Source organism: Terriglobales bacterium, assembly GCA_035543055.1.
GTDB lineage: Bacteria > Acidobacteriota > Terriglobia > Terriglobales > Acidobacteriaceae > JAIQFD01.
The window spans coordinates 39,046-63,851 of sequence record DATKKJ010000054.1; the positions used below are offsets into that span (position 1 = coordinate 39,046).

General features: G+C 64.8%; 22 protein-coding genes and 1 tRNA gene. 11 read left to right on the forward strand and 12 right to left on the reverse strand.

All coding sequences use genetic code 11. The features are described from left to right. Positions 1–83: 83 nt before the first annotated feature. Complete coding sequence (locus VMS96_04230; GenBank protein HVP42612.1) at positions 84–458, forward strand: PilZ domain-containing protein; 375 nt, start codon at positions 84–86, stop codon at positions 456–458. Here VMS96_04230 and VMS96_04235 read toward each other — a convergent pair. Together VMS96_04235 and VMS96_04240 are read right to left on the reverse strand one after the other, a co-directional pair. Next, complete coding sequence (locus tag VMS96_04235; GenBank protein HVP42613.1) at positions 455–3,205, reverse strand: AMP-binding protein; 2,751 nt, start codon at positions 3,203–3,205, stop codon at positions 455–457. The genes VMS96_04230 and VMS96_04235 overlap by 4 nt on opposite strands. A gap of 210 nt (positions 3,206–3,415) precedes the next feature. Next, positions 3,416–3,946 carry a superoxide dismutase family protein gene (locus tag VMS96_04240; GenBank protein HVP42614.1) on the reverse strand — a complete coding sequence of 177 codons (531 nt, stop codon included), beginning with the start codon at positions 3,944–3,946 and terminating at the stop codon, positions 3,416–3,418. A 136-nt stretch (positions 3,947–4,082) separates the two neighbouring features. On the opposite strand from VMS96_04240, the gene secA reads away from it, so the two are divergent. Both secA and VMS96_04250 read left to right on the forward strand, forming a co-directional pair. Beyond that, the gene (gene secA / locus VMS96_04245; protein HVP42615.1) at positions 4,083–7,064 is read left to right on the forward strand and encodes a preprotein translocase subunit SecA; all 2,982 of its coding nucleotides are present in this window, start codon (positions 4,083–4,085) and stop codon (positions 7,062–7,064) included. A gap of 32 nt (positions 7,065–7,096) precedes the next feature. After that, positions 7,097–7,173: transfer RNA gene (locus tag VMS96_04250), tRNA-Arg, on the forward strand. Between the two features lie 241 nt (positions 7,174–7,414). Here the strand turns inward: VMS96_04250 and VMS96_04255 are convergent. After that, positions 7,415–8,167, reverse strand: coding sequence for a phosphate uptake regulator PhoU (locus tag VMS96_04255; GenBank protein HVP42616.1), 753 nt, complete (start codon positions 8,165–8,167; stop codon positions 7,415–7,417). A 202-nt stretch (positions 8,168–8,369) separates the two neighbouring features. After that, a complete protein-coding gene (locus tag VMS96_04260; protein HVP42617.1) occupies positions 8,370–8,750 on the reverse strand; it encodes a hypothetical protein in 381 nt (126 codons plus the stop codon). Positions 8,751–8,904: 154 nt separating this feature from the next. On the opposite strand from VMS96_04260, the gene VMS96_04265 reads away from it, so the two are divergent. Both VMS96_04265 and VMS96_04270 read left to right on the forward strand, forming a co-directional pair. Beyond that, complete coding sequence (locus VMS96_04265) at positions 8,905–10,221, forward strand: NAD(P)/FAD-dependent oxidoreductase (GenBank protein HVP42618.1); 1,317 nt, start codon at positions 8,905–8,907, stop codon at positions 10,219–10,221. A gap of 57 nt (positions 10,222–10,278) precedes the next feature. Next, a complete protein-coding gene (locus VMS96_04270; protein ID HVP42619.1) occupies positions 10,279–11,706 on the forward strand; it encodes a C45 family peptidase in 1,428 nt (475 codons plus the stop codon). 163 nt (positions 11,707–11,869) lie between these two features. On the opposite strand, the gene VMS96_04275 is transcribed toward VMS96_04270, so the two are convergent. Together VMS96_04275 and VMS96_04280 are read right to left on the reverse strand one after the other, a co-directional pair. Beyond that, the gene (locus VMS96_04275; GenBank protein ID HVP42620.1) at positions 11,870–12,139 is read right to left on the reverse strand and encodes a hypothetical protein; all 270 of its coding nucleotides are present in this window, start codon (positions 12,137–12,139) and stop codon (positions 11,870–11,872) included. 197 nt (positions 12,140–12,336) lie between these two features. Next, on the reverse strand, positions 12,337–12,588 hold the full coding sequence (locus VMS96_04280) for a hypothetical protein (protein ID HVP42621.1): 252 nt from the start codon (positions 12,586–12,588) through the stop codon (positions 12,337–12,339). Between the two features lie 405 nt (positions 12,589–12,993). Here VMS96_04280 and VMS96_04285 point away from each other — a divergent pair, with 405 nt between their 5' ends. After that, a complete protein-coding gene (locus VMS96_04285) occupies positions 12,994–13,320 on the forward strand; it encodes a 2Fe-2S iron-sulfur cluster-binding protein (GenBank protein HVP42622.1) in 327 nt (108 codons plus the stop codon). A gap of 7 nt (positions 13,321–13,327) precedes the next feature. On the opposite strand, the gene VMS96_04290 is transcribed toward VMS96_04285, so the two are convergent. The 6 genes from VMS96_04290 to tolQ form a co-directional block, all read right to left on the reverse strand. Next, entirely contained in the window at positions 13,328–14,158 is an 831-nt protein-coding gene (locus VMS96_04290; protein ID HVP42623.1) for a tetratricopeptide repeat protein, read from the reverse strand. Between the two features lie 98 nt (positions 14,159–14,256). Then, positions 14,257–14,982, reverse strand: a complete 726-nt coding sequence (gene pal, locus VMS96_04295) for a peptidoglycan-associated lipoprotein Pal (GenBank protein ID HVP42624.1) — start codon at positions 14,980–14,982, stop codon at positions 14,257–14,259. Between the two features lie 101 nt (positions 14,983–15,083). After that, positions 15,084–16,415 (reverse strand): Tol-Pal system beta propeller repeat protein TolB, encoded by a 1,332-nt coding sequence (gene tolB / locus VMS96_04300; GenBank protein ID HVP42625.1) that lies wholly within the window; start codon positions 16,413–16,415, stop codon positions 15,084–15,086. 48 nt (positions 16,416–16,463) lie between these two features. Then, positions 16,464–17,243: a TonB family protein gene (locus VMS96_04305; protein ID HVP42626.1), complete on the reverse strand. Its 780-nt coding sequence runs from the start codon at positions 17,241–17,243 to the stop codon at positions 16,464–16,466. After that, entirely contained in the window at positions 17,227–17,652 is a 426-nt protein-coding gene (locus VMS96_04310; protein ID HVP42627.1) for a biopolymer transporter ExbD, read from the reverse strand. The genes VMS96_04305 and VMS96_04310 overlap by 17 nt, the downstream gene beginning before the upstream one ends. A gap of 3 nt (positions 17,653–17,655) precedes the next feature. Further along, a complete protein-coding gene (tolQ, locus tag VMS96_04315; protein HVP42628.1) occupies positions 17,656–18,348 on the reverse strand; it encodes a protein TolQ in 693 nt (230 codons plus the stop codon). A gap of 106 nt (positions 18,349–18,454) precedes the next feature. Here tolQ and recN point away from each other — a divergent pair, with 106 nt between their 5' ends. The 5 genes from recN (at position 18,455) to VMS96_04340 (ending at position 24,793) form a co-directional block, all read left to right on the forward strand. Beyond that, positions 18,455–20,131 carry a DNA repair protein RecN gene (recN, locus tag VMS96_04320; protein HVP42629.1) on the forward strand — a complete coding sequence of 559 codons (1,677 nt, stop codon included), beginning with the start codon at positions 18,455–18,457 and terminating at the stop codon, positions 20,129–20,131. A 137-nt stretch (positions 20,132–20,268) separates the two neighbouring features. Beyond that, entirely contained in the window at positions 20,269–21,243 is a 975-nt protein-coding gene (locus VMS96_04325; GenBank protein ID HVP42630.1) for a 4-hydroxy-3-methylbut-2-enyl diphosphate reductase, read from the forward strand. An 8-nt stretch (positions 21,244–21,251) separates the two neighbouring features. After that, positions 21,252–23,246 (forward strand): squalene--hopene cyclase, encoded by a 1,995-nt coding sequence (shc, locus tag VMS96_04330; protein HVP42631.1) that lies wholly within the window; start codon positions 21,252–21,254, stop codon positions 23,244–23,246. A 3-nt stretch (positions 23,247–23,249) separates the two neighbouring features. Further along, the gene (gene hpnH, locus VMS96_04335) at positions 23,250–24,371 is read left to right on the forward strand and encodes an adenosyl-hopene transferase HpnH (GenBank protein ID HVP42632.1); all 1,122 of its coding nucleotides are present in this window, start codon (positions 23,250–23,252) and stop codon (positions 24,369–24,371) included. Between the two features lie 35 nt (positions 24,372–24,406). After that, positions 24,407–24,793, forward strand: a complete 387-nt coding sequence (locus VMS96_04340; protein HVP42633.1) for a hypothetical protein — start codon at positions 24,407–24,409, stop codon at positions 24,791–24,793. Positions 24,794–24,806: the final 13 nt, after the last annotated feature.

Sequence of the window (24,806 nt, forward strand, 5' to 3'; positions counted from 1 at the left end):
AATCGCGGGGAAGACAGGCGGTTTCGTGCTACGATTCTTTTTCCTACCGGCTCCGAACCTCCGCACGACGGGAGCGTGACGCCATGAGCAAGGGCGAAAAATCATCCCCACAGGGAAGCGACAAGCGGCGGCATCCCCGGGTCCCAGTGGACGTCCGCATGATGGTGCGTGTCACCACCTCAGCGGTCACCACCCGCTTCAAGGCGAGGAGCGTGGACATCAGCGAGTCGGGGCTGGCCTGCCGCCTGCCCGAAGACCTGCTGGACGGGCAAGCTGTGCTGCTGGAGTTTGCCCTGCCGCTGTGCCCGGAGACGTTCAAGGTGCAGGCGGTAGTGCGGCACCGGCGCGGGTCGCGGCACGGATTCGAGTTCGTGAACCTGCCTCCCAAGTACCGGGAACAGATCCTGAAGGTACTCGAGTCGCTGCCCACGCTGGCCGGCGACACCCGCACCTACTAATCGGCGGCGACCCGCTCTTCTTTGCCAGGGACACTCAGGGCGGTCCACATTTCCATCACCCGCGCCTTTAATCGCTGGGTGAGCTGCGCGTACGCGTTCTCATCGTGCGGCCCCAAGGACGGTGGATGGATGGGATCGCCGATGGCAATGCGCAGTCGATGGAACCCCTGAAATCCGTTGCCCCGCGGCATCACATCGAAGAAACCCTCCACAGCCACGGGAACGATGGGCACATTGAGATGGATGCTCAGAATGGCCGCGCCTTTCTTGAAGGTGCGCGGGGTGCCGTCGATGGAACGCTCGCCCTCGGGGAAGAGCACGAGGATCTTGCCCCGGCGCAGGCCAAAGGCCCCGGCGCGCATGGCGGGCACCAAGTTGGAGTCGGGATCCACGGGGATGAGCTTGATGGTGCGTGCCAGCCGGCGCAGCAGCCCGGAGCCGAAAATCTCGCTGGTGCCGACGAAAAACAGGTCGCGATAAATGGACCAGGGCACCAGGCTGACCAGCACCGGCGCATCGATGTAGCTCTGGTGATTGGGAGAGATGATGTAAGGACCGCGGTCCGGAAGCTTCTCCAGGCCGGTGACCTTGAGGTGGAAGCGATCGCGGACGAACAGGTTCACCAGCCGGCCGAAGAGGAACCAGGCCAGAGTCGCAGAGCGATGCGGCTGGGCGATGGCCAGCACGTCCGGGTCGTCAGACTCCGTGGCAAACACCGAATCCCAACCCGCCGCTGCTGGGCGGCCGGGAGCAGTGCCGGTGGCGGAGCGTACGGCATCGACCAGCTCGCGCACCGTGTACACCTCGGAGACCACCGAGTCGGCCACCTTCGCGCCCAGCTCCTTCTCCAGAGCGACCAGCAACTCGACCCGCTCCATGGAGTCGAGGCCGAGGTCGAGTTCCAGATTGTCCGAGGGCAGCAGCTCGCGTCCGGGGTCCTTGGCCGCCTGGCGGATGATCGGCAGGGCGCGCTGCACCTCTGGCTCCTGGAGCCACTCGATCTCTCCGGGCGATGCGGCGCGGATGGGCGGTGCGGTCCCCTCGGCCTTGCGGCCGCGCTGCTGCACCTGCTTCTGGATGGCGAAGCGCTTCAGCTTGCGGGTGGTGGTGCGGGGCAGGTCTTCGCGCGAGATCTCGTAGCTGAGGATCCGCTTGGTGCTGGGAAGCTGAGCGGAAAAAGTGTCGATGTCGAAGCGGATGACCTCGTTCACGTTGACGATCTTCTTCTGCTTCAGCAATTCGAAATCCGGCACCACGATGGCGTGCAGGCGCTCGGCGAAGGGTTCTCCGGGAGCGCTCTCCAGGCCCAACACACATAGCTCTTTGATCCAGGGCGACTGCGCGTAATGGGCTTCGAGCTCCTCGGGATAGATGTTCTTGCCGGAGCTGAGGACGATGACCTCTTTCTGCCGGCCGGTGATGTGCAGGTTGTTCTGCTCGTCGAAGTAGCCGAGGTCGCCGGTGTGCAGCCAGCCGTCACGGATGGCCTGGGCGGTGGCGTCGGGACGGTTCCAGTATCCCTTCATCACCAGGCGGCTGCGGATGCAGATCTCGCCGGTGGCCGGTCCGCCGTCAGGCGAGGGCTTCGGGTCAGCGACCCTGCATTCCACGCCCCACAGCGCCTGGCCCACCGAGCCCATGACGACGTCCCCGGGAGGGGTCACAAAGGCGCCGCCACTGGTCTCGGTGAGGCCGTAAGCCTGGAGGACATCGAAGCCCATCGCCTGCAGATCGAGGCCGATGGTGGGGTCGAAGCGAGAGCCCCCGGTGATCAGGTAGCGCATGCGGGGCCCGAGGGCCTGGTGAGCACGGCGGAAGAACAGCTTGCCGGCGTTGACGCCAAGAGGATGCAACAGCCGCGAGAAGCCCATCATGAACTTGATCGCCATCCTGGCCGCGGCGCCGCGGGCCCGTACCTCTTTCATGATGCGTTCGTGGATCAGGTAGAAGAATTGCGGGACGCAGCAGAACAGGGTGGCGCCGCCCTCGCGCAAGGCGCGCATCAGGTCGGTGACGTTCAGCGATTCCAGATAGATGACCTTGGCCCCGAAGGTGAAGGGAAGCAGCAGGTTGGCCATCTGCGCCAGGGCGTGGAACAGGGGCAGCACACCCAGGATGGCGTCGCGGGGACCCACCGGGAGGGTGTGCATGACGGCGTCCACCTCGGCCATCAGGTTGTCGTGGGTGAGCACCACGCCCTTGGGATCGGCGGTGGTGCCGGAGGTGTAAAGCAGCACAGCGACATCGTCGCCATGCAACGAGGCGGGAGCAAAGGTCCCCGCGCCAGCGGCGAACATCGCTGGCAGGGTGGGAGCGCCGCGGTCGGGGACCGGTTCCAGCAGAACGACCTTGGAGCCAGTGGCGAGGGCAGCTTTCTCCGCCGCAGGCAGGTGCCGTCGATCACTGAAGATGTAGGGCGAGCCGCTGTCGCGCAGCAGCTTCTCGACCTGCTCGGCGTTGAATGCGGTGTCCAGCGGCACGGCGACGCCGCCAGCGCTCATGATCCCGAGATAGGCGGTTACCCAGAGAGGCCCGTTGGCAGCCAGGATGGCGGCCCGCTCGCCCCGGATCGGGCCGGCCCCGGCCAGCCACGCTCCCACGCACTCTGCCATGCGCCGCAGCTCGGCGTAGGTGATCTGCTCGACCGCCTCGCTTTCGCCAGCCGCCTGGGAATGGCGCATCTCCACCGCGATGTTCTGCGGCCAGCGGGCGACGGCGGCCAGGAAGAGGTCGTAGAAACTCTGCATTCGGGAAGGTGCATCTTAACAAACCGACCGCATCCAGCAGCCACTCCGGAGAACATAGGATGGAAGGGGAGGAAAGACGAGGCCGCTCCCGCCGCATGGCGCAACCCAAATGGCGTCATGCTGAGGTCCTTAAGGCCCGAAGCATCTCGCGCTACACGCGAGATCCTTCACGGCTGAAGCCGCTCAGGATGACGCCATCAATCTTGCCGTCTATTTCGTGACCAGGCCGCAGGCGATGCGATCGCCGGCGTTGCCCGCGGGATCGGTCTTCTCGTCGTCTGCCTTGGCGTGGATGACCAGAGCCGTGCCTCCATTGGCGAAGACCGAGTTAGGCGCGCCCTCCTCCAGGGTGATGCGCGGGCTGTTCAACGTCCCCTTGGCCACGCCCTTGTCGTTGGCCTTGATGTTGGGCAGGTCGCCGTTGTGCGGCCCTTCCGGATTCAGCAGCCCGTGCTTCTTGTGATCGGGATTGAAATGCGGCCCTGCCGACTTGAATCCGTCGGCGCCGTCGCACTTGGCGTTCTGGTGGACATGCAGGGCGTGCTCGCCCGGAGGCAGGTTCTTGAAGCTGTAAACGATGGCCACCGCCTTGCCATCCGGCTTCAAGTGGGCGGTGCCGACGTCCTGGCCCTTGGCGTCCTGGAGAGAGACGGTAAGGGAGGCCGGTTTCTTACCTTTGGCGAGCAGGGGGACCGCAAGCCCCGCCGCCACGATCAGCAACAGAATCACGCTCTTTCTCATCGACGTCCTCCTGATTTCGACGGGCTGAGTACTGCGTAGAGTCCGGCGGCCGGCGGCCGCATCCAATACAAAGAAGCGTATGTTACGCTTATTTTATGGCGAGCGGTACTCCGCCATACCAGCCTGAAGGCCGACATTGTTCAACAAGATAGCAGCCAAAATCTTCGGCACGAAGAACGAGCGCGAACTCAAGCGCCTGATGCCCCGGGTGACGGAGATCAACGCCCTCGAAGCGGAGATGCAGAAGCTTTCCGATGCGCAGCTCCGGGCCAAGACCGAGGAGTTCCGCGCCCGCATCGCAGAGTACCTGAAGCCCTACGAAGAGGATGTCGAGCTCGAGGCCGCGGAAGGCGCGGAACCGGATATCGACGCCCTCAAGCGGCGCGAGGATGAGCGCCACCGGGCCCTGCAGGAGGTCCTGGACCAGATCCTGCCCGAGGCCTTTGCCGTAGTGCGCGAGGCGGGCCGGCGCACCCTGAACATGCGGCACTTCGACGTACAGCTGGTCGGCGGCATGGTGCTCCACCAGGGCAAGATCTCGGAAATGAAGACCGGCGAAGGAAAAACGCTGGTCGCCACCCTGCCCGTCTACCTGAACGCGCTCTCGGGGCGGGGTGTGCACGTGGTCACGGTGAACGACTACCTGGCCAAGCGCGACGCCGAGTGGATGGGCAAGATCTACAACTTCCTCGGCCTGACCGTGGGCGTGATCGTGCACGAGCTGGACGACGACGAGCGCCGCGAGGCCTACGCCGCCGACGTCACCTACGGCACCAACAACGAGTTCGGCTTCGATTACCTGCGCGACAACATGAAGTTCGACCTCAAGGACTGCGTGCAGCGCGGGCATAACTACGCCATCGTGGACGAGGTGGACTCCATCCTGATCGACGAGGCGCGCACTCCGCTCATCATCTCCGGGGCCGCCGACGAGTCCACCGACAAGTACGCGCGCGTGGACCGCATCATCCCCAAGCTGGAGCGCGGCGAGGAGATCAAGGGGCAGGCGGGTGAGCCGCCCACCTACACCGGCGATTACACGGTGGACGAGAAGCACAAGAACACGCTCATCACCGACCAGGGCTGGGAGAAGGTGGAGCGGATGCTGGGCGTCAACAACATCGCCGACCCGGAGAACTGGGACCTGAAGCACCACGTCGAGACCGCGGTGAAGGCGCACGCCCTCTACCGCCGCGACGTGGATTACGTGATCAAGGACGGCGAAGTCGTCATCGTGGACGAGTTCACCGGGCGGCTGATGCCGGGGCGGCGCTGGTCCGACGGCCTGCACCAGGCCATCGAGGCCAAGGAGCGGGTCAAGATCGAGCGCGAGAACCAGACCCTGGCCACCGTCACTTTCCAGAATTATTTCCGCATGTACAAGAAGCTGGCTGGCATGACCGGCACCGCGGAGACGGAAGCGCCGGAATTCGACAAGATCTACAAGCTGGAAGTGATGGTCATTCCCACCAACCGGGACTTGATCCGCATCGAGAACGCCGACATCGTGTACCGCACGGTGCGGGAGAAGTACTTCGCGGCAGCGGACGAGATCAAGGCCTTCGCCGACCGCGGGCAGCCGGTGCTGGTGGGCACCACCTCCATCGAAAAATCGGAGGTCCTGTCGGACCTGCTGAAGAAGAAGGGCGTGAAGCACTTCGTGCTCAACGCCAAGCTGCACGAGAAGGAAGCCGAGATCGTGGCCCAGGCGGGACGCAAGGGGATGATCACCATCGCCACCAACATGGCCGGCCGCGGCACCGACATCCTGCTGGGCGGCAACCCCGAGTTCATGGCCAAGCAGGAGTGCTTCAAGAAAGGCCTGGCCCAGCCCATCAAGACCGCGGCTGGCATCGTGGGGCGGACCTCGCTGCCCGAGGGCGTGACCTCGTGGTACTACCAGGGCCAGGAATACCAGGTCCCGGCCGACAAGTGGAGCGACATCTACGGCAAGTACAAGGCGGAGTGCGACGCCGAGCACGAGGAGGTGGTCGCGCTGGGCGGGCTGCACATCCTGGGCACCGAACGGCACGAGGCGCGGCGCATCGACAACCAGCTGCGCGGGCGCGCCGGCCGCCAGGGCGATCCCGGCAGCTCCCGCTTCTACCTGTCGCTGGAAGACGACCTGATGCGCATCTTCGCCAAGGAGTGGGTGTCAAACCTGCTCCAGCGGCTGGGGATGGAAGAGGGCGTGCCCATCGAGTCGCGGCTGATCACGCGGCGCATCGAGGCGGCGCAGAAGGCGGTCGAGGCGCAGAACTTCGAGGCCCGCAAGCACCTGCTCGAGTACGACGACGTCATGAACAAGCAGCGCCAGGCGGTGTACGGCCTGCGCACCCGGCTGCTGGAGGGCGTGGACCAGAAAGACCTGATCCTGGAAGACTACGTCTCCGGCATCCTGGCCGAGCTGCTCGACGAACATGTCCCCCGCGACAAGCACGCCGACGAATGGAACGTCGAGGGCCTCAAGCAGCAGGTCTTCACCCGCTTCGGCGTCGATATCGTCGCGGAAGGCGTCGACCCCAACGTTCTCAACCGGCAGGAGCTGGGCGACGCTATCTTCGAGAAGCTCAAGCAGCGCTACGAGGCCAAGGAGCGCCTGATCAGCTCCGAAGCCATGCGCTACCACGAGCGCATGATCATGCTGAGCGTCCTGGACGGCAAGTGGAAGGACCACCTGCTCGACATGGACCACCTGCGCGAAGGCATCGGGCTGCGCGGGTATGGGCAGCACGATCCCCTGGTGGAATACAAGCGCGAGTCGTTCGACATGTTCGAGCAGATGATGGCGCGCTTCCAGGAAGAGACTGTCCGCTACCTCTACCTGATGCAGGTGGTGGAGGCGCCGCAGCGTCCGGCGCCGGAAGCCGCTCCGGCCGAAGTGCAGCCTGAAGTCCCGGCGGAGTCGCGGCGGCGCATCTCGACGACCATCGATGACATCGAGGCGGAATTCCAGCGCAAGAAGAAGAAAGAACTGGCCGACGCGCGCCTGGCTGGCGGCGGCGACGGCCAGCCCATCCAGCAGCGGCGTTCCGCCGGCAGCAAGGTCGGACGCAACGATCCCTGCCCCTGCGGCTCCGGCAAGAAGTACAAGAAGTGCCACGGCACCGCAGCGTAGCTTGGGGCGCTTTGCTACTACAATGAGAGCAGGGCCCCGTAGCTCAGATGGATAGAGCAGCGGTTTCCTAAACCGCGTGTCGGCAGTTCGACTCTGCCCGGGGCCTCCACTCGATTGGTGAGAGATCCTTCGCCCTTTTGGGCTCAGGATTTCGCCTGCGGGCTCCCGCTCCACTCCCTCTGGTCGCGTCGCTCACGCCCGCAAGGCGGCTCAAGTTCGACTCTGCCCGGGGCCGGCCTCCACTCGATTGGTGAGAGATCCTTCGCCCTTTTGGGCTCAGGATTTCGGCTGCGGGCTCCTGCTCCGCTCCCTCGTCGGTCGCGTCGTTCGCGCCCGCAAAGCGGCTCAAACTACTTCTCCGGCGTGCTGCGGCCGCTTTCGCGGCGTTTGAGCCATTCCAGGAAGCGTTCGTGCTCGGCGGGCTGCTGGCGGGCGTGCACCAGGTGGCGGACGCTGTGGCCGGTGACCAACTGGCAGACCTCGCCGGCCAGGTTCTTCACGTGGTCGCCCACCCGTTCCAGGCTCTGGGTCATGTAAAGCAGGTGGAAGCTGCCGCTGCGTTCCTCGCCTTCGCGGTTCTCGATGTGGCGCAGGAAGATCAGGTTGCGCAGGCGGTCCACTTCGGCGTCGCTCTTGAGTACCGCCATGACCCGGTTCAGGTCGCGGTGGACAAAAGCGGCCTGGGCTTCGCCCAGCATGCCGGCGAGCACGCCGGCCATGGCCGACAGGTCTTCCAAGTCCTGCTTCTGCAAGCGGGCGGAGACGCTCTGCCCGCGGCTGATGACGTTGAGCAGCAGGTCGCCGATACGCTCCAGCTCCAACAAGAACTTCAGGCAGGTGAGCAGCTCCTGGATCTCCGTCGGATCGGCGCCGGCGAGTTCGACGGCGATGGCTTCGTTCACCGTCCGGTTCAGATGATCGAGCTCTTCCTCGCACTCGCGGATGCGGACCAGCAGCTCAGGGGGGTTGTGCGGCAGTTCGTGCGCGACCAGTTCGCAGCCGGCGCGAGCGATGTCACCGGCACGCAAAGTGAGGTCGCGGATGCGCCCGCGCGCGGGATCCGGCCGAGGATTGTGCAACGACGCCATGGATCGGTCTTCCATTATCCCGTGTTTTCAGAGCAGGAGCGGAGAGAAGTTTGGGGCTGTAATGGACGGGTCGCAGTGATGGATGTCATGGGTGAGTGTGACTGGAGTCCTGGAGTGCCTGCTCCTGAAAGTGGTGAACCGCGCAAAATCAGGTCGTACGTAGCACTACTTCTATTGCGGGCAGGAACATCCGGGGGAGGCGGCGTAGGGGCGCCGTCTAGAAGACGTGCTCGACTTTGTCGCCGGCGAACACCAGCGACGTCAGGACCCGCTCCTTGGCGGAGAGCTCCGCGAAGTGCTGCTCGTCATACTTGGCTACGGCCCGCAGCTCGCGCATCTTGCAGGTGGCGCGATATTCCTTCTTGTCGCCGCGGACACCCTTGAAGACCATGACGTGCTGGCCATTCTCCATGAGATGGGTGACGCGATAAGTAGCGGCTGCAAGGGTGACATCGCCGACGCGGGCGGGAGCGCTCAGCGTCAAGTCATACGTCTTGCCGACAGGAACGTTCTGGGCCGAAACCAGGGTCCCGAGTAGGATGATGGCGAAAATCGCCGCGCCCCAGCGTAAAACGTGAGGCGCAAACCAGGCTTTCATAAAGGGCCTCCTGCCGGTTCCGCAGAGCGTTTTCCGCGGATCCAGCTGATACAAACATACCTCGTGGCGGGAGGTTTTGCGGTGACGCGGGTCACAGAGGCGAGCATCATAGATACCGGCTTCGGAGATTTCCCCACCGCGGGATAGGGCGAAGATGGCGGACGTGCTGATCGTCGGTGGCGGTCTGGCGGGCCTGCAAGTTGCAGCCCTGCTGTGCGGCGCGGGGATGAAGGTCACCCTGCTGGAGGCGCGCGAGGTCCTGGGCGGGAGGATCCGCACCCTGCATCTTCCGGATGCCGAACTGCCCCTCGAACTGGGGGCCGAGTTCGTGCATGGGCGGCCGCCGGAGGTCCTGTCAGTCGCGGAAGCGGCCGGGCTGGCCTTGCGCGAGGTCACGGGCGAACCGTGGTTCTCGCGCGATGGGCAGCTCGAGCCCTGCGGTGAGTTCTTCCAGCAGATCGAACAGATCATGGGCAGGCTGGCCGAGCCCCGGCCACGGGACCGGTCGTTCCGCGAGTTCATCGACGAATGCTTCCCGGCGGAGAGCGAGGCCAAGGAGCTGGCGCTGCGCTACGTGGAAGGCTTCCATGCGGCGCAGCCGGAGCGGATCGGGGTGCGCGGGCTGGCGCTGGGAGAAGAAGCGTCCGCGCAGATCGACGGCGATAAGCAGTACTGGGTACTGCGCGGCTACAACGCCCTGGTGCGCTATCTGCGGTCCCAGTCGAGCAGCGCGGAGATCTGCCTCAACACGGTGGTGCGCGAAGTGCGCTGGCGTCCGCAGCAGGTGGAGATCCGAGCCCTGCGTGGCGGGGAGGAGCAGACGTTCCGGGCCGTGCGGGCGGTGATCACGCTTCCGCTGGGGGTCTTGCAAGCCGCTCCCGACGCGCCCGGCGCCGTCCGGTTCGAACCGGAGCTGGTCGAGAAGCGGAATGCGCTCCGGCTTCTGGAGATGGGTCCGGCGCTGCGCATCACCCTGCGCTTCCGGTACCGCTTCTGGGATCCCCTGGAGGGTGGGCGTCTGAAGAACATGGGGTTCCTGTTCTCGCGCGACCCGGAGGTCCCGACCTGGTGGGCCAAGCCGGAGGGCTGCCTGCTGACCGGCTGGGCAGGCGGCCCGAGGGGCCTGCGCATGTCGTCCTGCAGCGAGGCGGAGTTCACCAGCCGTGCGGTCGCGTCCCTGGCCCGCTTGCTGGGCGTGGGTCGAGCGACGATGGAAGAGCACCTGGAGTCGGCGCACACCCACAACTGGGTCACCGATCCGTACTGCCGCGGCGGCTACAGCTATCTTGCGGTCGGGGGAGAGAATGCGCCGCGAGAGCTGGCCGCGCCGCTGGCCGGGACGCTGTTCTTCGCCGGAGAAGCGACGGAGTTCACCGGCCACCATGGAACGGTCAATGGGGCAATGGCCAGCGGCACCCGGGCGGCGAACGAGATCCTGGACGTGAGCGGGAGATCGCCGGAATCGCCGTGATCGCCGAGATTGCCATAATCGGCCGCCGCAGTTAGCATCACCAACCCGGGGGTCTCGATGAAATCCCTGTTCTTACCTGTCTTTGCGTTCTTCCTGACCATCGCCGCCGGGGCGGCGCTGTTCCTCCCGCTGCAAGCCAGCTCCGCGGACCCGCGGTTGCGTGGCGCCTACCGCTTCGAGCAGAACGGCTGGATCTACGTCCACCTGCAGGGCACGCCGGAGCAGCTCGGCTACCAGCACGGCTACCTGCTGGCGCCGGAGATCGCCGACGCCATGGAGGTCTACAAGCTGCGGGCTACGCACGACACCGGGCGCGACTGGGCGTTCTTCAAGCAGAATGCGCACGACATGCTATGGCCGCGCATCGACCCCGAATACCAGCAGGAGCTGCAAGGGATCGTCAGCGGGCTGCAGGCGCGCGGCGTGAAGCTCGACCTGGACGAGGTGGTGGCGCTCAACGCCATGGAAGAGGTCCCCGATTACTACGTCCCCTGGCTCAACTCGCAGCAGAAGTCGGAGAACGCGCCTCGGCTGGCGGCGCCAGGGAATTGCAGCGCCCTCATCGCCACCGGGAGCTACACCCGCGACGGCAGGATCGTGATCGCCCACAGCAACTGGACCAGCTACCTGCAAGGCCAGCGCTGGACGGTGATCTTCGACATCGTGCCCCAGAAGGGCGAGCGCATCCTCATGGACGGCTACCCCGGCATCATCACCAGCGACGATGATTTCGGCGTGAACGGCGCGGGCATCGTGGTGACCGAGACCACGATCACGCAGTTCCATGGCTTCGATCCCAAAGGCACGCCGGAGTTCGCGCGCTCGCGCAAGGCGATGCAATATGCGAAGTCCATCGACGACTGGATCGCCATCATGCGCGACGGTAACAACGGCGGCTACGCCAACGACTGGCTGGTGGGCGACAACAAGACCGGGGAGATCGCCCAGGTCGAATTGGGGCTGAAGCACACGCCGGTGTGGCGCACCAGGGACGGCTATTTCCATGGTTCGAACTGGGCCCGGGACCCGAAGGTCATCGCCGAGGAGACCAGCTTCGACGCCAAGGACCCGGCCAGTTCACCCAATGCCCGCAAGACGCGCTGGGAGCAGCTCATCGAGCAGGCGAAAGGGAAGATCGACGTGGCCTTCGCGCAGCAGGCGCTGGCCGACCATTACGACGTGATCGAGAAGAAGCAGCAGGCCAACGAACGGACTCTTTGCGGTCACGCCGACGCCAGCAGTCGCGGTATCCCGGAGTGGATCTGGGGGCCGAATTATCCCGGCGGGGCAGTGCAGGGCAAAGCGATGGACAGCGCCATGGCCTCCTCCTTGAGCTTCTATGCCCGGGCGGGGCATCCGTGCGGCGCCGATTTCCATGCCAAGGAGTTCCTGGCGCGGTATCCGGCCTATTCCTGGCAGGCGCCCAGGCTGCAGGACATGAAGGCCGGTCCGTGGACTTTGTTCAAGGCCGGACAGCAGCGCTGAAGCTATGGCGCCACTGAGGGGGAGGGGGTGGGCGGAGGGGGGATCCGCCCACCAAACGAGAGCTACCGCTGCTTGCGCTCTCGAGTGAAATCGCGGATCTGCAGGACGCAGAAGGTAGCGGGTACAGCCAGCAGACACAGGGCGGCGAGCGCGCTCATGATCGTCATGCGTCGAACCTCTCTTCCCGGTCCTTGCGGCAGCTGAGGTCCCACCAGGCACGATGGCGTCGCACCTCCAGGCTGGCGGCGATGTAGTCGCGCCCCGCCTCGATCATGTGCTTCCACATGCCGCGGGCGCGCACCTCGTTGCGCAACAGGTCGGCGGCCTCCTCGGGCGTGATCGGCATGCCGACCTCGCTGGCCAGTTGCATGACATCGGTGGCCGAGATTTCGGCTGTGACTTTGGCGTCCCAAAACGTCTCTTCGAAGCTCATTGTTGCCGTTCCTCCCCACGAGGATGGGTCCCGACTTGCAGGGACATGAGAAATCTGGAGCGGCTACTCCAGACAGGAGAACCGTCACATATTGTTGTGATTTTCATCACATGCTGGGGGAAGAGGGGGAGAAAGGAAAGGCGCGGCTCAAAAGGTGCCGCGCCCGTACCACCAGTGTTCATCAGGAGGGCTGTTCTTTATGCAGCTAGGTCGTCTTCCTTGCGCTGGTTCTGGCCGAACTTCTGAATCTCTGACTCCTCACCGCTATGCTCCGGGTTCTCGCCGGGCTCGGGGAAATCGGTATCGGCGGCCTTGATCATGGGATCCTGATCGCGATGCGGCAACTGTCCTCTCATCGAGGTCTGGGGCTTGTCGTAGGGATTGTCTTCCTCGAATGCGCCCTTGCGGAAATCGTTGTCCCGATCGTGCAGGTGGAGGACGGTGCTCATGGCTTCGCGCTCCTTTTGCCCAGGCAGGCCGAACCCCCCAGCGCCTACAGATGTCGCCGTGCAGCCCGCTGTTGCCCCGATGGTAGGAATCCAGCCGGGAGCTTGTCAGTGTCGGCGGTCACCAAGGCGTGTGCGCAGCACAACCTTTGTCCGCATCGCGGGTTTGCAGGGGTGTCAGGAAGGCCGGTTCGAACCGGCGCCTATCCTGGTCGTGCCGCAGCATCGGCCCGGAGGGGACCGCGCAAGCGGTCGGGTGGATGCAGGGGGCGCCCGTCAAAGAGGGGATCGGATGGGCGCCCGACGGCTCCTCAAGCTCTCTCTCACGACTGAATACTCGCCTCCCGCTATGCGGGAGGCGCTTTTTGTTTACCGGTCCGGCGCAGCTGGTTAGAATCCACCCAGCCTATGAGCACCCCGGGCCCAGTCTTCCGTCCCTACGAACGGCTGATCAAGATCACCGTCAAGGGCAAGGAGTACGAGGTGCCGGACGGTAACATGCTGCTGCGGGCGCTGCAGTATCTGGCCCCGGAAACTATCCCCTACGGCCGTTTCTGCTGGAACGAAGAATGCCAGTATTGCCGGGTGACCTACGACCAGGGCGAGGGCACACCGCAGCACGTCGCCTTGGCCTGCAAGCTGATGGTCCAACCCGGAATGCGGGTAGTGGACTGCGCCCCGGAGGTGAAGTACTGCCTGCGCACGCTCCCGTCCGCGGAGCAAGCTTCCGGCTGAGGATCGGCTAGCGTTTGCTCGGTGACGGCTTGCGTGTCGCCCCCAACTGGCGCAGGCGGTCGCGCGCCTGGGTGGCCTCGACCGAGCGGGGATAACGGCTGATGAGATTGTTCAGCTCCTGCACGCCTTCTTTCTTCTGCCCCAGTTCCAGCAGGGCATAGCCTTTCTTGAGCTGTGCCGCAGCCGCCTTGTTGCCCCCGGGATACTGCTGCAGGACGATGTCGTAATCCTTGACCGCCTGCTCGAAATTCTGCTGCCGATAGTTGATCTCGCCGATGTAGAACTGGGCATTGCCGGCCAGGTCGGTGCCCCCGTAATACTTCAAGTAATCCTCGAACTCCTGCACGGCAAGTTGATACTTGGCAGCGTTGTAGTCGCGCAGCGCATTGTTGTACAGGACGTCGGGCGGAGGAGCCTGGCCGGAGGTGGGGCTGGTGGCTCCCGGCGGCAGGTTCTGACCTTGGTTGGTCACGGTGTCAAGCTGCTTGCCGATGGTCGCCAGGCGGGCCTTCATCTCGTCCAGCGAGTCGTGCAGCGCCTGCACTTGCGCCGACAACTGGTCGATCTTGGCGGCGTTATCGGTGTTCTGCTGCTGCAAGGTCTTTTGCAGGTCGGTGACCGCCCGGGTGGCCTTGTTGACGTTGTCGGTGCTCTGCTCGATGAGGTTGCGCATCACCCCCATGCGCTCGTCGAACGACTGTTGCATCTTCGACATCTGGTCCTGCAAGAGCTGGACCTGGGTCTGAAGCTGGATGATCTCCTTGGAGACGCCAAAGGCGGGTGCGGCCGGCAGCAGGCCGAGAGCCAATAGGACGATCAGTAGTTTCTCGCGGGTCATAGGTATCCCTTTAGATGCAGAACGGCTGCGCATCGTCGGTAGACAGCATAGGGCCGGGATCGAGGGGCGGGCCTGGCCCCGCCCCTCATGACTGCCAGCTACTTCTGGTAGACCAAGTGAGCGCGCCGGTTCTGCTGCCAGCAGGTCTCGTTGCTCTCGGTGCAGAACGGCTTCTCCTTGCCGTAGCTGATGGTCTTGATGCGGTCGGCGCTGACGCCATTCTGCACCAGGAAGTTCTTGGCGGCGCTGGCGCGGTTGTCGCCCAGGCCCAAGTTGTATTCGGTGGAGCCGCGCTCGTCGCAGTGCCCCTCGATGGTGAAGCGGATGCTGGGGTGCTGCGCCAGGAACTGAGCGTCGGCCTGCAGGGCCTGCTGCGCGTCGGGCCGGACGTCGTACTTGTCGTAATCGAAGTAGGCGTCGCGGATGTTCTGCGCGAACAGTTGCTCGTCGCTGGGTCCGGCTTGGACGGGCGGCGGAGGCACGGTGACGGTCACCCGGGCGGTTGCATCCTTCGTGCCGCCGGGTCCCTTCGCGGTCAACCGGTAGGTGGTGGAATCGGCCGGAGTCACTTGGCGGGAGCCGCTGGGCTCCACCCCGCCGATGCCCTCTAGGGTCACGTCGGTGGCATTCTGCGTCTGCCAGCTCAGGGTGGTGGACTGGCCCCGCTCGATGGCGCTGGGATTCGCGGAAAGCGAAGCCGTCGGCGCCGGCGGTGGGGGCGGCGGCGGAGGAGGCGGTGTCTCCTTCTTCTTGCAGCCGCTGACAGTCATCAATATCGCGAATGATGCGATCACGATCAACCACTTCAGTCTGTTTTCTTTCACCTCATCCTCCAATGCGAGCGAGTCTCGCCATGCCGACGGTCTGTGCCGCCGTCCGAATCACCCATCACTGCGAACTGCGGGTTGCACAAAGTGCGCAGAGTCTATCGAAAACTCCAGTTGGGCATCGTATTCCTGCCCTGGGTCGTGAGCTGGTGGAGATTGGTTCCGTCCGCCAGCATGGTCCAGATCTGATCGGAGCCCGAACGGTTAGACTGAAAGACAATGTGCCGCCCATCGGGCGACCACGATGGGAAATCGTTGCGGCCAGCGCCGGTGGTCAACTGCACCCACTGCTTGCTGGCGACGTCCATTATATAGATGTCCTGCGCTCCCGGTTCCCCGGGGCCGTACTTGCGGAACCAGGCGAAAAGCAGGAACTGGCCGTTGGGCGACCAGGCAGGGGAGACCGCGTAGCCCCCGTCGGTCATGCGCTGCAGGTTGGCGCCGTCGGCGTCCATGACGTAGATCTGCGGCAGGCCGGTGCGCCCGCTGACGAACGCGATCTGCGCCCCGCTCTTGGGATTGAAGCAGGGCGAGATATCGGTGCCGCGGTAGTTGGTCAGCCGCTTCAGGCCGGCGCCCGAAGCCGAATCGGCGACATAGAGTTCCGGATCGCCGCTCCGGGACGAGGAGAATGCGATCAGCTTGCCGTCGGGCGACCAGGCGGGCGAGGCATTGGTGCCGCCAAACCTGGGGAAGGTCACCAGCCGGTTCAGTTCCAACGACCACATCAGGATGTTCGAGCCCCCGCTCCCGATGGCGCTGAAGGCCACGCGCGAGCCGTCGGGAGAAACGCGCGGGGACAGGGAGATCTCGCCCAGGCGCGTCACCTGCTTCTGGTTGGCCCCGTCGTAATCCATCTCCCAGACTTCCTTGTGGCCGCTGCGGTCGCTGATGAAAAAGATCTTGCTCTCGGCGACACCCTGGATGCCGCCCCCCAGGCGGAAGATGATCTCGTTGGCGAAGCGGTGGGCGATGAGGCGGGCGTTCTCCGTGGTGGCGGCTTCGCGATACTGCTTGCCCAGCACCTGCGGCGACTGCGCGTTCTTCACGTCGAACAGCCATCCCTGGACGCTGACTTGGCCGGCGGCGGCCCCCAGGTTGCCGAAAGCGACCATGCTGGCGTTGGGCGGCGGGTTGGACCACGCCCCCAGGTTCATCTCCGCCGGCGTGCCCGGCACCTGCAGCGGGTAGAAGCTCTTGGAGACCATGTCGAAGATGCCGGCGTTCTCCAGGTCGGCGAATAGGGTATCGTTGAAGACCTTCAGTAGTTCCGGGGCAGGCGGCTCGGTGGTGGTGGGCTTGAAGTCGGCGGCCGCCAGCCGCACCTTCTCGACCCCCAGCCCGGTGCCGGTGCGGATCCAATCCTGCTGGGCCGCGGCGGCGGAGGCGCAAAGCGACGACGCGAGCAGGACCGCGAAGAGTCGTTTCATCGATAAGTATCGCTGGACGATATTATAGACTTTCATCGGGGCCCTCAATCATCTCCGGTAGTCGAACCAGAATTCGACCGAGACCCGCTGGCCCGGGTAGCCGGGCGGGAGCGGGCCGAAGGTGTCAATGCGCTGCAAGGCGCGCACCGCCGACTGGTCGAGCGAGGGCACGCCGCTGGACTGCTCGAGCTGGATGTCGGTGGGGGAACCGTCGCGCAGGATGTCGAAGGTGATGTACACCCGGCGGGCGGCGCTGATGCCGGGGTCGATCTCGTATTTCAGCCAGTTTTCCGAGACCTTGCGCCGCACCGCGTCCACGTACCAGGCATAGCGGCTGCCGAAGTCGCCGCCCCCGCCGGTGAACCCGAACCCGCCCTTGGCGCCGCCCGACTGGAAGACGCCGTACGGTCCGCTGACCGGCCCTCCCTGTCCGAAGGGGGCGATGTTCTCCCGCGGCGGCTCGATCTTCCGGGCGATCGTGCTGCGCTGCGGCCCGGGCTTGGGCTTGGTCTCGCGTTCGGGAATGGCGACCGCTTCCGGCTTCGGCTCCTCCTTGACCTGAGGCTGGGACTGGGAGAGGCCGGTGGACTCGTGGGCCACGATGTTCTCGGTCTGGGTGGCGCTGGCCGGCAGGGGAATGGTGTTCACCAGGGTGGCGCTGATGGCGCCGCCCCCTCCGGTGCCGCCCCAGACCTCCGCGTGGCGCGCGCCGACCACGGCGGCATAGATCAGCATGCTGCCGAACAGTGCGGCGTGCAGGCCCACCGACCAGGCCAGCGGCCGGCCGATGTCCTCGCGTTCCAGGTAGATCTCAGCGCTGACCGGCACGCTTGCTCTCCAGCGGCTGGGTAACGATGCTGACGTTCACGATGCCCGCCTGCTTCACCGCATCCATGACGGTGGCGAAAGCGCCAAAAGGCACGTTTTCGTCGGCCCGCACGTAGATGGACTGGTGTTCGGGATCGCGGACCTTCTGCCGCAACTTGGCCCCGATCTCGTTGATGTTGACCGGGTCATTCCCCAGGAAGACCCGCTGCGAACGGTCGATGGAGATGACCACCCGCTCCTCGGTGACTTCCTTCACGGTCTTGGTCTTGGGCACTGCTACCTCGATGCCGGATTGCAGCACGGGCGCGGTGATCATGAAGATGATGAGCAACACCAGCACCACGTCCACGAAGGGGGTGACGTTGATCTCGGAAAGGGTGCGGCCGCGGGGAATCAGTCCCATCGCCATGGCTCAACCCCGGGGCTCCGGGCGCTCGATGGCGTTCAGGAATTCGAGCGCGAAATCGTCCATCCGGGCGCTGAACTCGCGCAGGGAATGAGTGAACAGGTTGTAGGCAATGACCGCCGGGATGGCGGCGAACAAGCCGGCCGCGGTGGTGATGAGCGCCTCCGAGATGCCGGGAGCGACCGCGCGCAGGGTGGCGGCGCCGGCGGTCCCCAGGCCGTGAAAGGCGTCGATGATGCCCCACACCGTCCCGAACAAGCCGATGAAAGGAGTGACCGCGCCGGTGGTGGCCAGCCAGGGCAGGCGGCGCTCCAGACGCGTCAGCTCCTCGGAAGCGGCGATCTGCAAAGCGCGCTGCACGGAGGCGGCGCTGCGCAGTGCGCCCGAGGGATTGCCGGCCTGCCGGCGGTACTCCTCGAAGCCGCTCTCGAAGACCGAGACCAGCGGGCTGGGCCGGAACTGGTCGGCGACCGTCGCCATGTCCTGCAGCCGTGTGGCCTTGCGGAAGGCGCGCACGAAGCGGCCGCTCTGGGACCGGGCGCGGCTGACCGTGGACCACTTTCCCAGGATGATGGCCCAGGAAAAAACGCTGAAGAACAGGAGAATCGCGAGAACGATCTTGGCGACCGGTCCGCTCTGCAGGACCAGATTCACGATCGCGCCGCCGATGTACAGACCGGGGAGTGTGGTCACGAACATTGCCGATTTCGACCGTAGCACCAGCGGCACGGCTCCGTCAATGAACCGGGCCGGAGCGGACCGCCGTCTGTGCTATGCTGCGCAAAACTCCCGACCCGAGAATCCGGTGCTGCTGGAACTGCGCGTCGAAAACTATGCGGTGATCGACAACGTGGCGGTGGAGTTCGGCCCGGGGCTGAACCTGCTGACCGGCGAGACCGGCGCCGGCAAGTCCATCCTCATTGACGCCCTGGCGTTGCTGCTGGGAGAGAAAGCCTCGACCGACGTGGTCCGGCACGGCGCGGACAAGGCGGTGATCTCGGCCGTCATCGAGTTCGAGGGCACGCGCATCCCCTCCGTCCTGCAGGAACACGGCATCGATTGCGACGGCACGGAGCTCATCCTGCGGCGGGAGATCGGGGCTAAAGGCCGCGTCTTCCTCAACAACCAGCCGGCCACGGTGGCATTGCTCAAGGAACTGGCTCCGGAACTGGCGTCGGTGCATGCGCAGAGCGAGTCCATCGTTGGCTTCGATGCCGCCGCCCGCCTGGAACTGCTGGATCTCTACGCCGGGGTCGATACCGCGGATGCTGCGGAGGCCTTCCGCAGGTGGCGCGCTATCCGTGAGCGCATCGCCGACCTGGAGCGCAGCGAGCAGGACCGCATGCGCCTGGTGGACCTGTGGAGTTTCCAGAAGAAGGAGATCGAGTCGGCGAAGCTCGAGATCGGCGAAGACGAGCGCCTGGAGAGCGAGAAGCGCGTCCTGGCCAATGCGGAGAAGATCCACGCCGCCGCCATGGGCGCCTACGAATCGCTGTATGAGTCGGACGCCTCGGCGGCGACGCTGATGCGGTCGGCGGTGCGGCAGATCGAAGAGCTGGCCCGCTACGACGGCAAGTTCCAGGAGATTGTGTCGTCGCTGGAGTCGGCGCGGGCGACGGTGGAGGACGTTAGCGTCACCCTCCGGGATTACGCCGGCGGGATCGACGCCTCGCCGGAGCGCCTGGCGGAGATCGAGGACCGTTTGGCGTTGCTCGACCGGCTGAAACGCAAGTACGGACAGTCGCTGGAAGAGGTCCTCGCGTTCGGCGCCGAAGCGGCGCGCAAGTTGAACGAGGTCGAGAACCGCGATCAGGTGCTCGCCGAATTGCGGCGCGAGCTGGCCGAAGCTGCCCGTCATTACCTGACGACAGCGCGTAGCATCTCGAGGAAGCGTTACGAGGCCGCCCGCAAGTTGGAGAAACTGGTGGAGACCGCGGCCAACGAGCTGGCTATGAAGGCCAGGTTCCGGATCGAGGTCTCCGGCTCCGACGAGGAAGGGAACTGGTCGGCGAGCGGCTTCGACCAGGTCGCCTACCTCATCTCCACGAATCCCGGGGAGCCCCTGCAGCCCATCGAACGGATCGCATCCGGCGGGGAGCTGTCGCGGGTGCTGCTGGCGCTGAAGGCGACGGTGGAGACCGCGACTGTGGGCAAGCGCCGCGGCAAGGTGCAGCGCACATTGGTCTTCGACGAGATCGACAACGGCATCGGAGGGCGGGCGGCGGAGGCCGTCGGCAAGAAGCTGAAATCGCTGGCCCGCTCCAACCAGGTGCTCTGCATCACCCACCTGCCGCAGATCGCCGCCTTCGCCGACCTGCACCTGCTGATCCAGAAGAAGGAGGCTCAAGGGCGGGTGAGGACCAGCGTCCGGCGCCTCACTGCCGAAGAGCGCACCGACGAGCTGGCGCGCATGCTGAGCGGCGCGAAGCTGACCGAAACCTCGCGCAAGCACGCCGAGCAGCTGCTGAAGGCGAATGCATGACCCATACCTGATTCGGGGCACCTAACCACCGGTGCTAATCCTTGCAGTTTCTACGGCTTAGGCTCCGGAAGAATCCAAAGTGATACAACTTTGCATCTGTAGGTCAAGAAGGTTCCGGTATACTGAAGTGGAATCAGATGAGTCCTTCCCAAAGAGGTAAGGAGTTACTGCTGCTAAAGCCCCGGGGCTTCTGTGCGGGGGTGGTGCGCGCGATCGACATTGTGCGCATAGCCCTGGAAACCTTCGGTCCGCCCATCTACGTTCGCAAAGAGATCGTCCATAACCGCTACGTGGTCGAGGAGTTAACGGCCAAGGGCGCCATCTTCGTGGACAGCGTGGAAGAGGTTCCGGAGGGCGAACGCGTGATCTACAGCGCCCATGGCGTATCCCCCGAGGTTCGGGATGGCAGCAAGCTCCGGGGTCTGCGTGTGGTTGACGCCACCTGCCCGCTCGTCACCAAGGTGCACGTGGAGGCGGTCAAGTACGCCCGGGAAGGCTATAGCATCATCCTCATCGGCCACCGCGACCACGATGAGGTCATCGGCACGTTGGGTGAGGCGCCCGAGGTCACCCAGGTGGTGGGTTCGCCGGAACAGGTGGAGACGCTGGTGGTTCCCGATCCAAGCCGGGTCGCCTACCTGACCCAGACCACCCTCAGCCTGGACGAGACCGCCGACATCATCGCGGCGCTGAAGAAGAAGTTCCCCGCCATCGAGGGCCCGGCAGCTTCCGACATCTGCTACGCCACCCAGAACCGCCAGACGGCGGTCAAAGAAGTGGCCCACCAGACCAGGCTGCTGCTGGTGGTCGGATCCGACAACAGCTCGAATTCCAACCGCCTCGTGGAAGTGGCGCGGAACGAGGGAACACCCTCGTACCTGATCGAGAACTACAAGGCGATCGACCCCAGGTGGCTGGAAGGGATTGAGACGGTGACGCTAACGGCGGGAGCTTCGGCCCCCGAATGCCTGGTCGAGGAGGTCGTGTCCTACCTCGCGCAAGCCGGGTTCGATAACGTCCGCGAGATCGAGGTCATGCCGGAGAACGTGCGCTTCGGCCTGCCTCCTGAGATCGTGGAAGCCATTGCCCCGGCGGCGGCGAGCACGGAGTAAGAGTTCGCATGCAAAACTCCCCCGGCGGGCCGCCACGGTCCGCTCCCATGATCTTCGGCAAGATCGACGGCCTGATGTCGCGCGTCGCCGCCGCCCTGGACGCTGTACGCGGGCATTTCTTCCGCCAGCAGCACGAGGAAGGCTACTGGTGCGGCGAGCTGGAAGCCGATACCACCCTTGAGTCCGATTACATCCTGCTGCACGCGCTCTTGGGCACGGGCGATCCCCGGCGCATCGAGAAGGCCGCCAATCAAATCCTGAAGCACCAGAATGAGGATGGCGGCTGGGGTATCTACCACGGGGCGCCTTCCAGCGTGAGCGCCTCGGTCAAAGCGTACTTCGGGTTGAAGCTGGCGGGGTACACGGCAGACCATCCGGCGTTGGCGCGTGCCCGGCACAAGATCCTGGAGCTGGGCGGCGTCACCGAGGTCAACACCTTCACCAAGATCTACCTCTGCTTCTTCGGGCAGTACGACTACGACGCGGTGCCGGCGGTGCCCCCGGAGATCGTGCTGTTCCCCAACTGGTTCTGGTTCAACCTCTACGAGATTTCCTCCTGGTCGCGGGGCATCCTGGTGCCGCTGGCCATCGCCTACGCCAAGAAGCCGTTCAAGAAGGTCCCGCCGGAGATGGGCGTCGCCGAGCTGTTCGTCGGCGGCCGCAGCCGCAAGAACATGCGCCTCCACTGGGACAAGAAGCTGGTGAGCTGGCGGAATTTCTTCCTGGTGTTGGACCGCATCACCCACTGGTTCGAGATGGTGCACGTGCGCCCGCTGCGCTCCATGGCCATCCGCAAGGCGGAAAAGTGGCTGCTGGAACGCTTCGAGATGAGCGACGGCCTGGGCGCCATCTACCCGGCGATGATGAACTCCATCATCGCCCTGCGCTGCCTGGGGTACTCGCTCGACGACCCCCAGCTCATCCGCGCCATGGACGAATTCGAGAAGCTGGGTATCGAGGAGGAGGACACCTTCCGCATGCAGCCTTGCATGTCGCCGGTCTGGGACACCGCCTACGGCGCCTTTGCCCTGGCCGAGAGCGGCGTCTCGCGCGACGATCCCCGCCTGGTGAAGGCCATCGATTGGCTGCTCAAGAAGCAGGTGACGCAGCGCGGCGACTGGTATGTCAAGAACAAGAACACCTCCCCGGGCGGCTGGTACTTCGAATTCAACAACGAATATTACCCGGATGTCGACGACACCGCGCAAGTGCTGCTGGCGCTTTCGCGCGTAGACCATCCCGACGAGAGCTACCAGCTGAAGTCCACCAAGCGTGCCATGGACTGGCTGCTTGCGATGCAGTGCAAGAAGGGCGGATGGGCGTCGTTCGACCGCGACAACGAAAAAATGGTCTTCCAGTACATCCCCTTCGCCGACCACAATGCCATGCTCGATCCACCCACGGTGGACATCACCGGCCGCGTGCTGGAGATGCTGGCGGCGTATGGCTACACCCGGCAGGATGCGGTAGTGCACCGGGGCATCGAGTTCATCAAGCGCGAGCAGGAGCCTGACGGCTCCTGGTTCGGGCGCTGGGGCGTCAATTATCTCTACGGCACCATGCAGGTGCTGCGCGGCCTGGAGGCCATCGGCGAGGACACCCACGAGGCCTACATCCAGCAGGCGGCGGAGTGGATCCGCTCCGTCCAGAATCCCGACGGCGGCTGGGGCGAGACCTGCGGATCGTACGACGATCCCGCCACCAAGGGCGTGGGACCCAGCACGCCCTCGCAGACGGCATGGGCCATCCTCGGGCTGCTGGCGGCCGACGACACGCGCAGCGACTCGCTGACCCGCGGTATCGCTTATCTGCTTCGCACCCAGCAGAAGGACGGGTCGTGGCATGTTCCCGACTATACGGGCACGGGCTTCCCCCGGGTCTTCTACCTCAAGTATCACCTTTACGAGATCTACTTCCCGCTGCTGGCCCTGACCACCTATCACCGGGTCTTTTCCGCCCTGCAGGAGAACGGGACCAGCGCGCGGCCGTTGAACGAGGAGTAAGGATTGCCGGTACCCATTTCCCAGATGTGGACGGTTGCCAGCTATGTGCTGCGGCAGAAGCTGCAGGGCCGCACGCGCTACCCGCTGGTGTTGATGCTGGAGCCCCTGTTCCGCTGCAACCTGGCATGCGCCGGCTGCGGCAAGATCCAGTATCCCAGCCACGTCCTGCGGATGCAGCTGACTCCCGAGGAATGCTTCCGGGCGGTGGAGGAATGCGGCGCCCCGACCGTGGCGGTTCCGGGCGGAGAACCCCTGCTCCATCCCCAGATCGGCGAGATCATTGAAGGCCTGGTGGCCCGCAAGAAGTACGTCTATCTCTGCACCAACGCGCTGCTGCTGAAGCAGAAGATCCACCTGTTCACGCCCAGCAAGTACCTGACTTTCTCGGTCCACCTCGACGGGGAGCGCGAGAACCACGACTTCTCGGTCTGCCTGGAGGGCGGTTACGACAAGGCTATCGAGGGGATCAAGGAGGCCCTGGCCCGCGGCTTCCGCGTCACCACCAACACGACCTTGTTCGACGGCGCCGACCCCAAGAGCGTGCGCCAGTTCTTCGACCAGATGATGGAGCTGGGCATCGAGGGCATGATGCTCTCGCCCGGCTATTCGTACGAGAAGGCCCCCGACCAGCATCACTTCCTGGGCCGGGCGCGGACCCGGCGGTTGTTCCGCGCCATCCTCTCGAACCGCAAGCCGGACTGGCGCTTCAACATGTCGCCCCTGTTCCTGGAATTCCTGATGGGCAAGCGGGATTACGCCTGCACCCCCTGGGGCATGCCGACCTATAACGTCTTCGGCTGGCAAAAGCCGTGCTACCTGATGCAGGACGGCTATGCCGAATCCTTCGCTGAGCTCCTGGAAACGACCGAGTGGGAGCACTACGGGACCGAGTCGGGCAATTCGAAGTGCGCCAATTGCATGGTGCACAGCGGATACGAAGCTTCGGCGGTCAACGACACCTTCGGCTCGCTGCGCGGGTTCTGGGCGACGGTGAAAGCCACTTTTTCCCATGACTATGGCGATCCCGAGGCGCTCGAACTACTGAAGCAGCCGGTAAAACCGGTGCACTCGTTCAACCCGCTGGTGCAGATCGAGGAGCCGGTGGCCCAGGAGACGCGGCTGTGAGCGGCAGGGAATCAGGACGCGAACTGGATCCTCAGATGCTGGAAGTTGTGCCCGGCTCCCAGCGCCAGGCCATCGAAGGCTGGGTCCCGGAACTGGCTTCGGACCAGGACCTTCGGTCCGCCCTGGAGCAGGCCTTCAGTTATCGCGGCGACGTCAAGATCACGCGCAAAGACGGCTCGGAGATCGAAGGCTATGTTTTCGATCGGCGGATGGGCCGCACTCTGGCAGCGTCCAGCGTTCGTCTGATCGCCAGAGCCGATGGCAGCAAGGTTTCCGTGTCCTTCGCCGATGTCGCGCGGCTGGTCTTTTCCGGCCGCGACATGGCCGCCGGCAAGAGCTGGGAATCCTGGGTCAAACAGTACTGGGAGCGGCGGGAGGCGGGGGAGAAGAACATCTCCCTGCAGCCCCAGGAGATCGACTAGCGCCGTTGTGCGC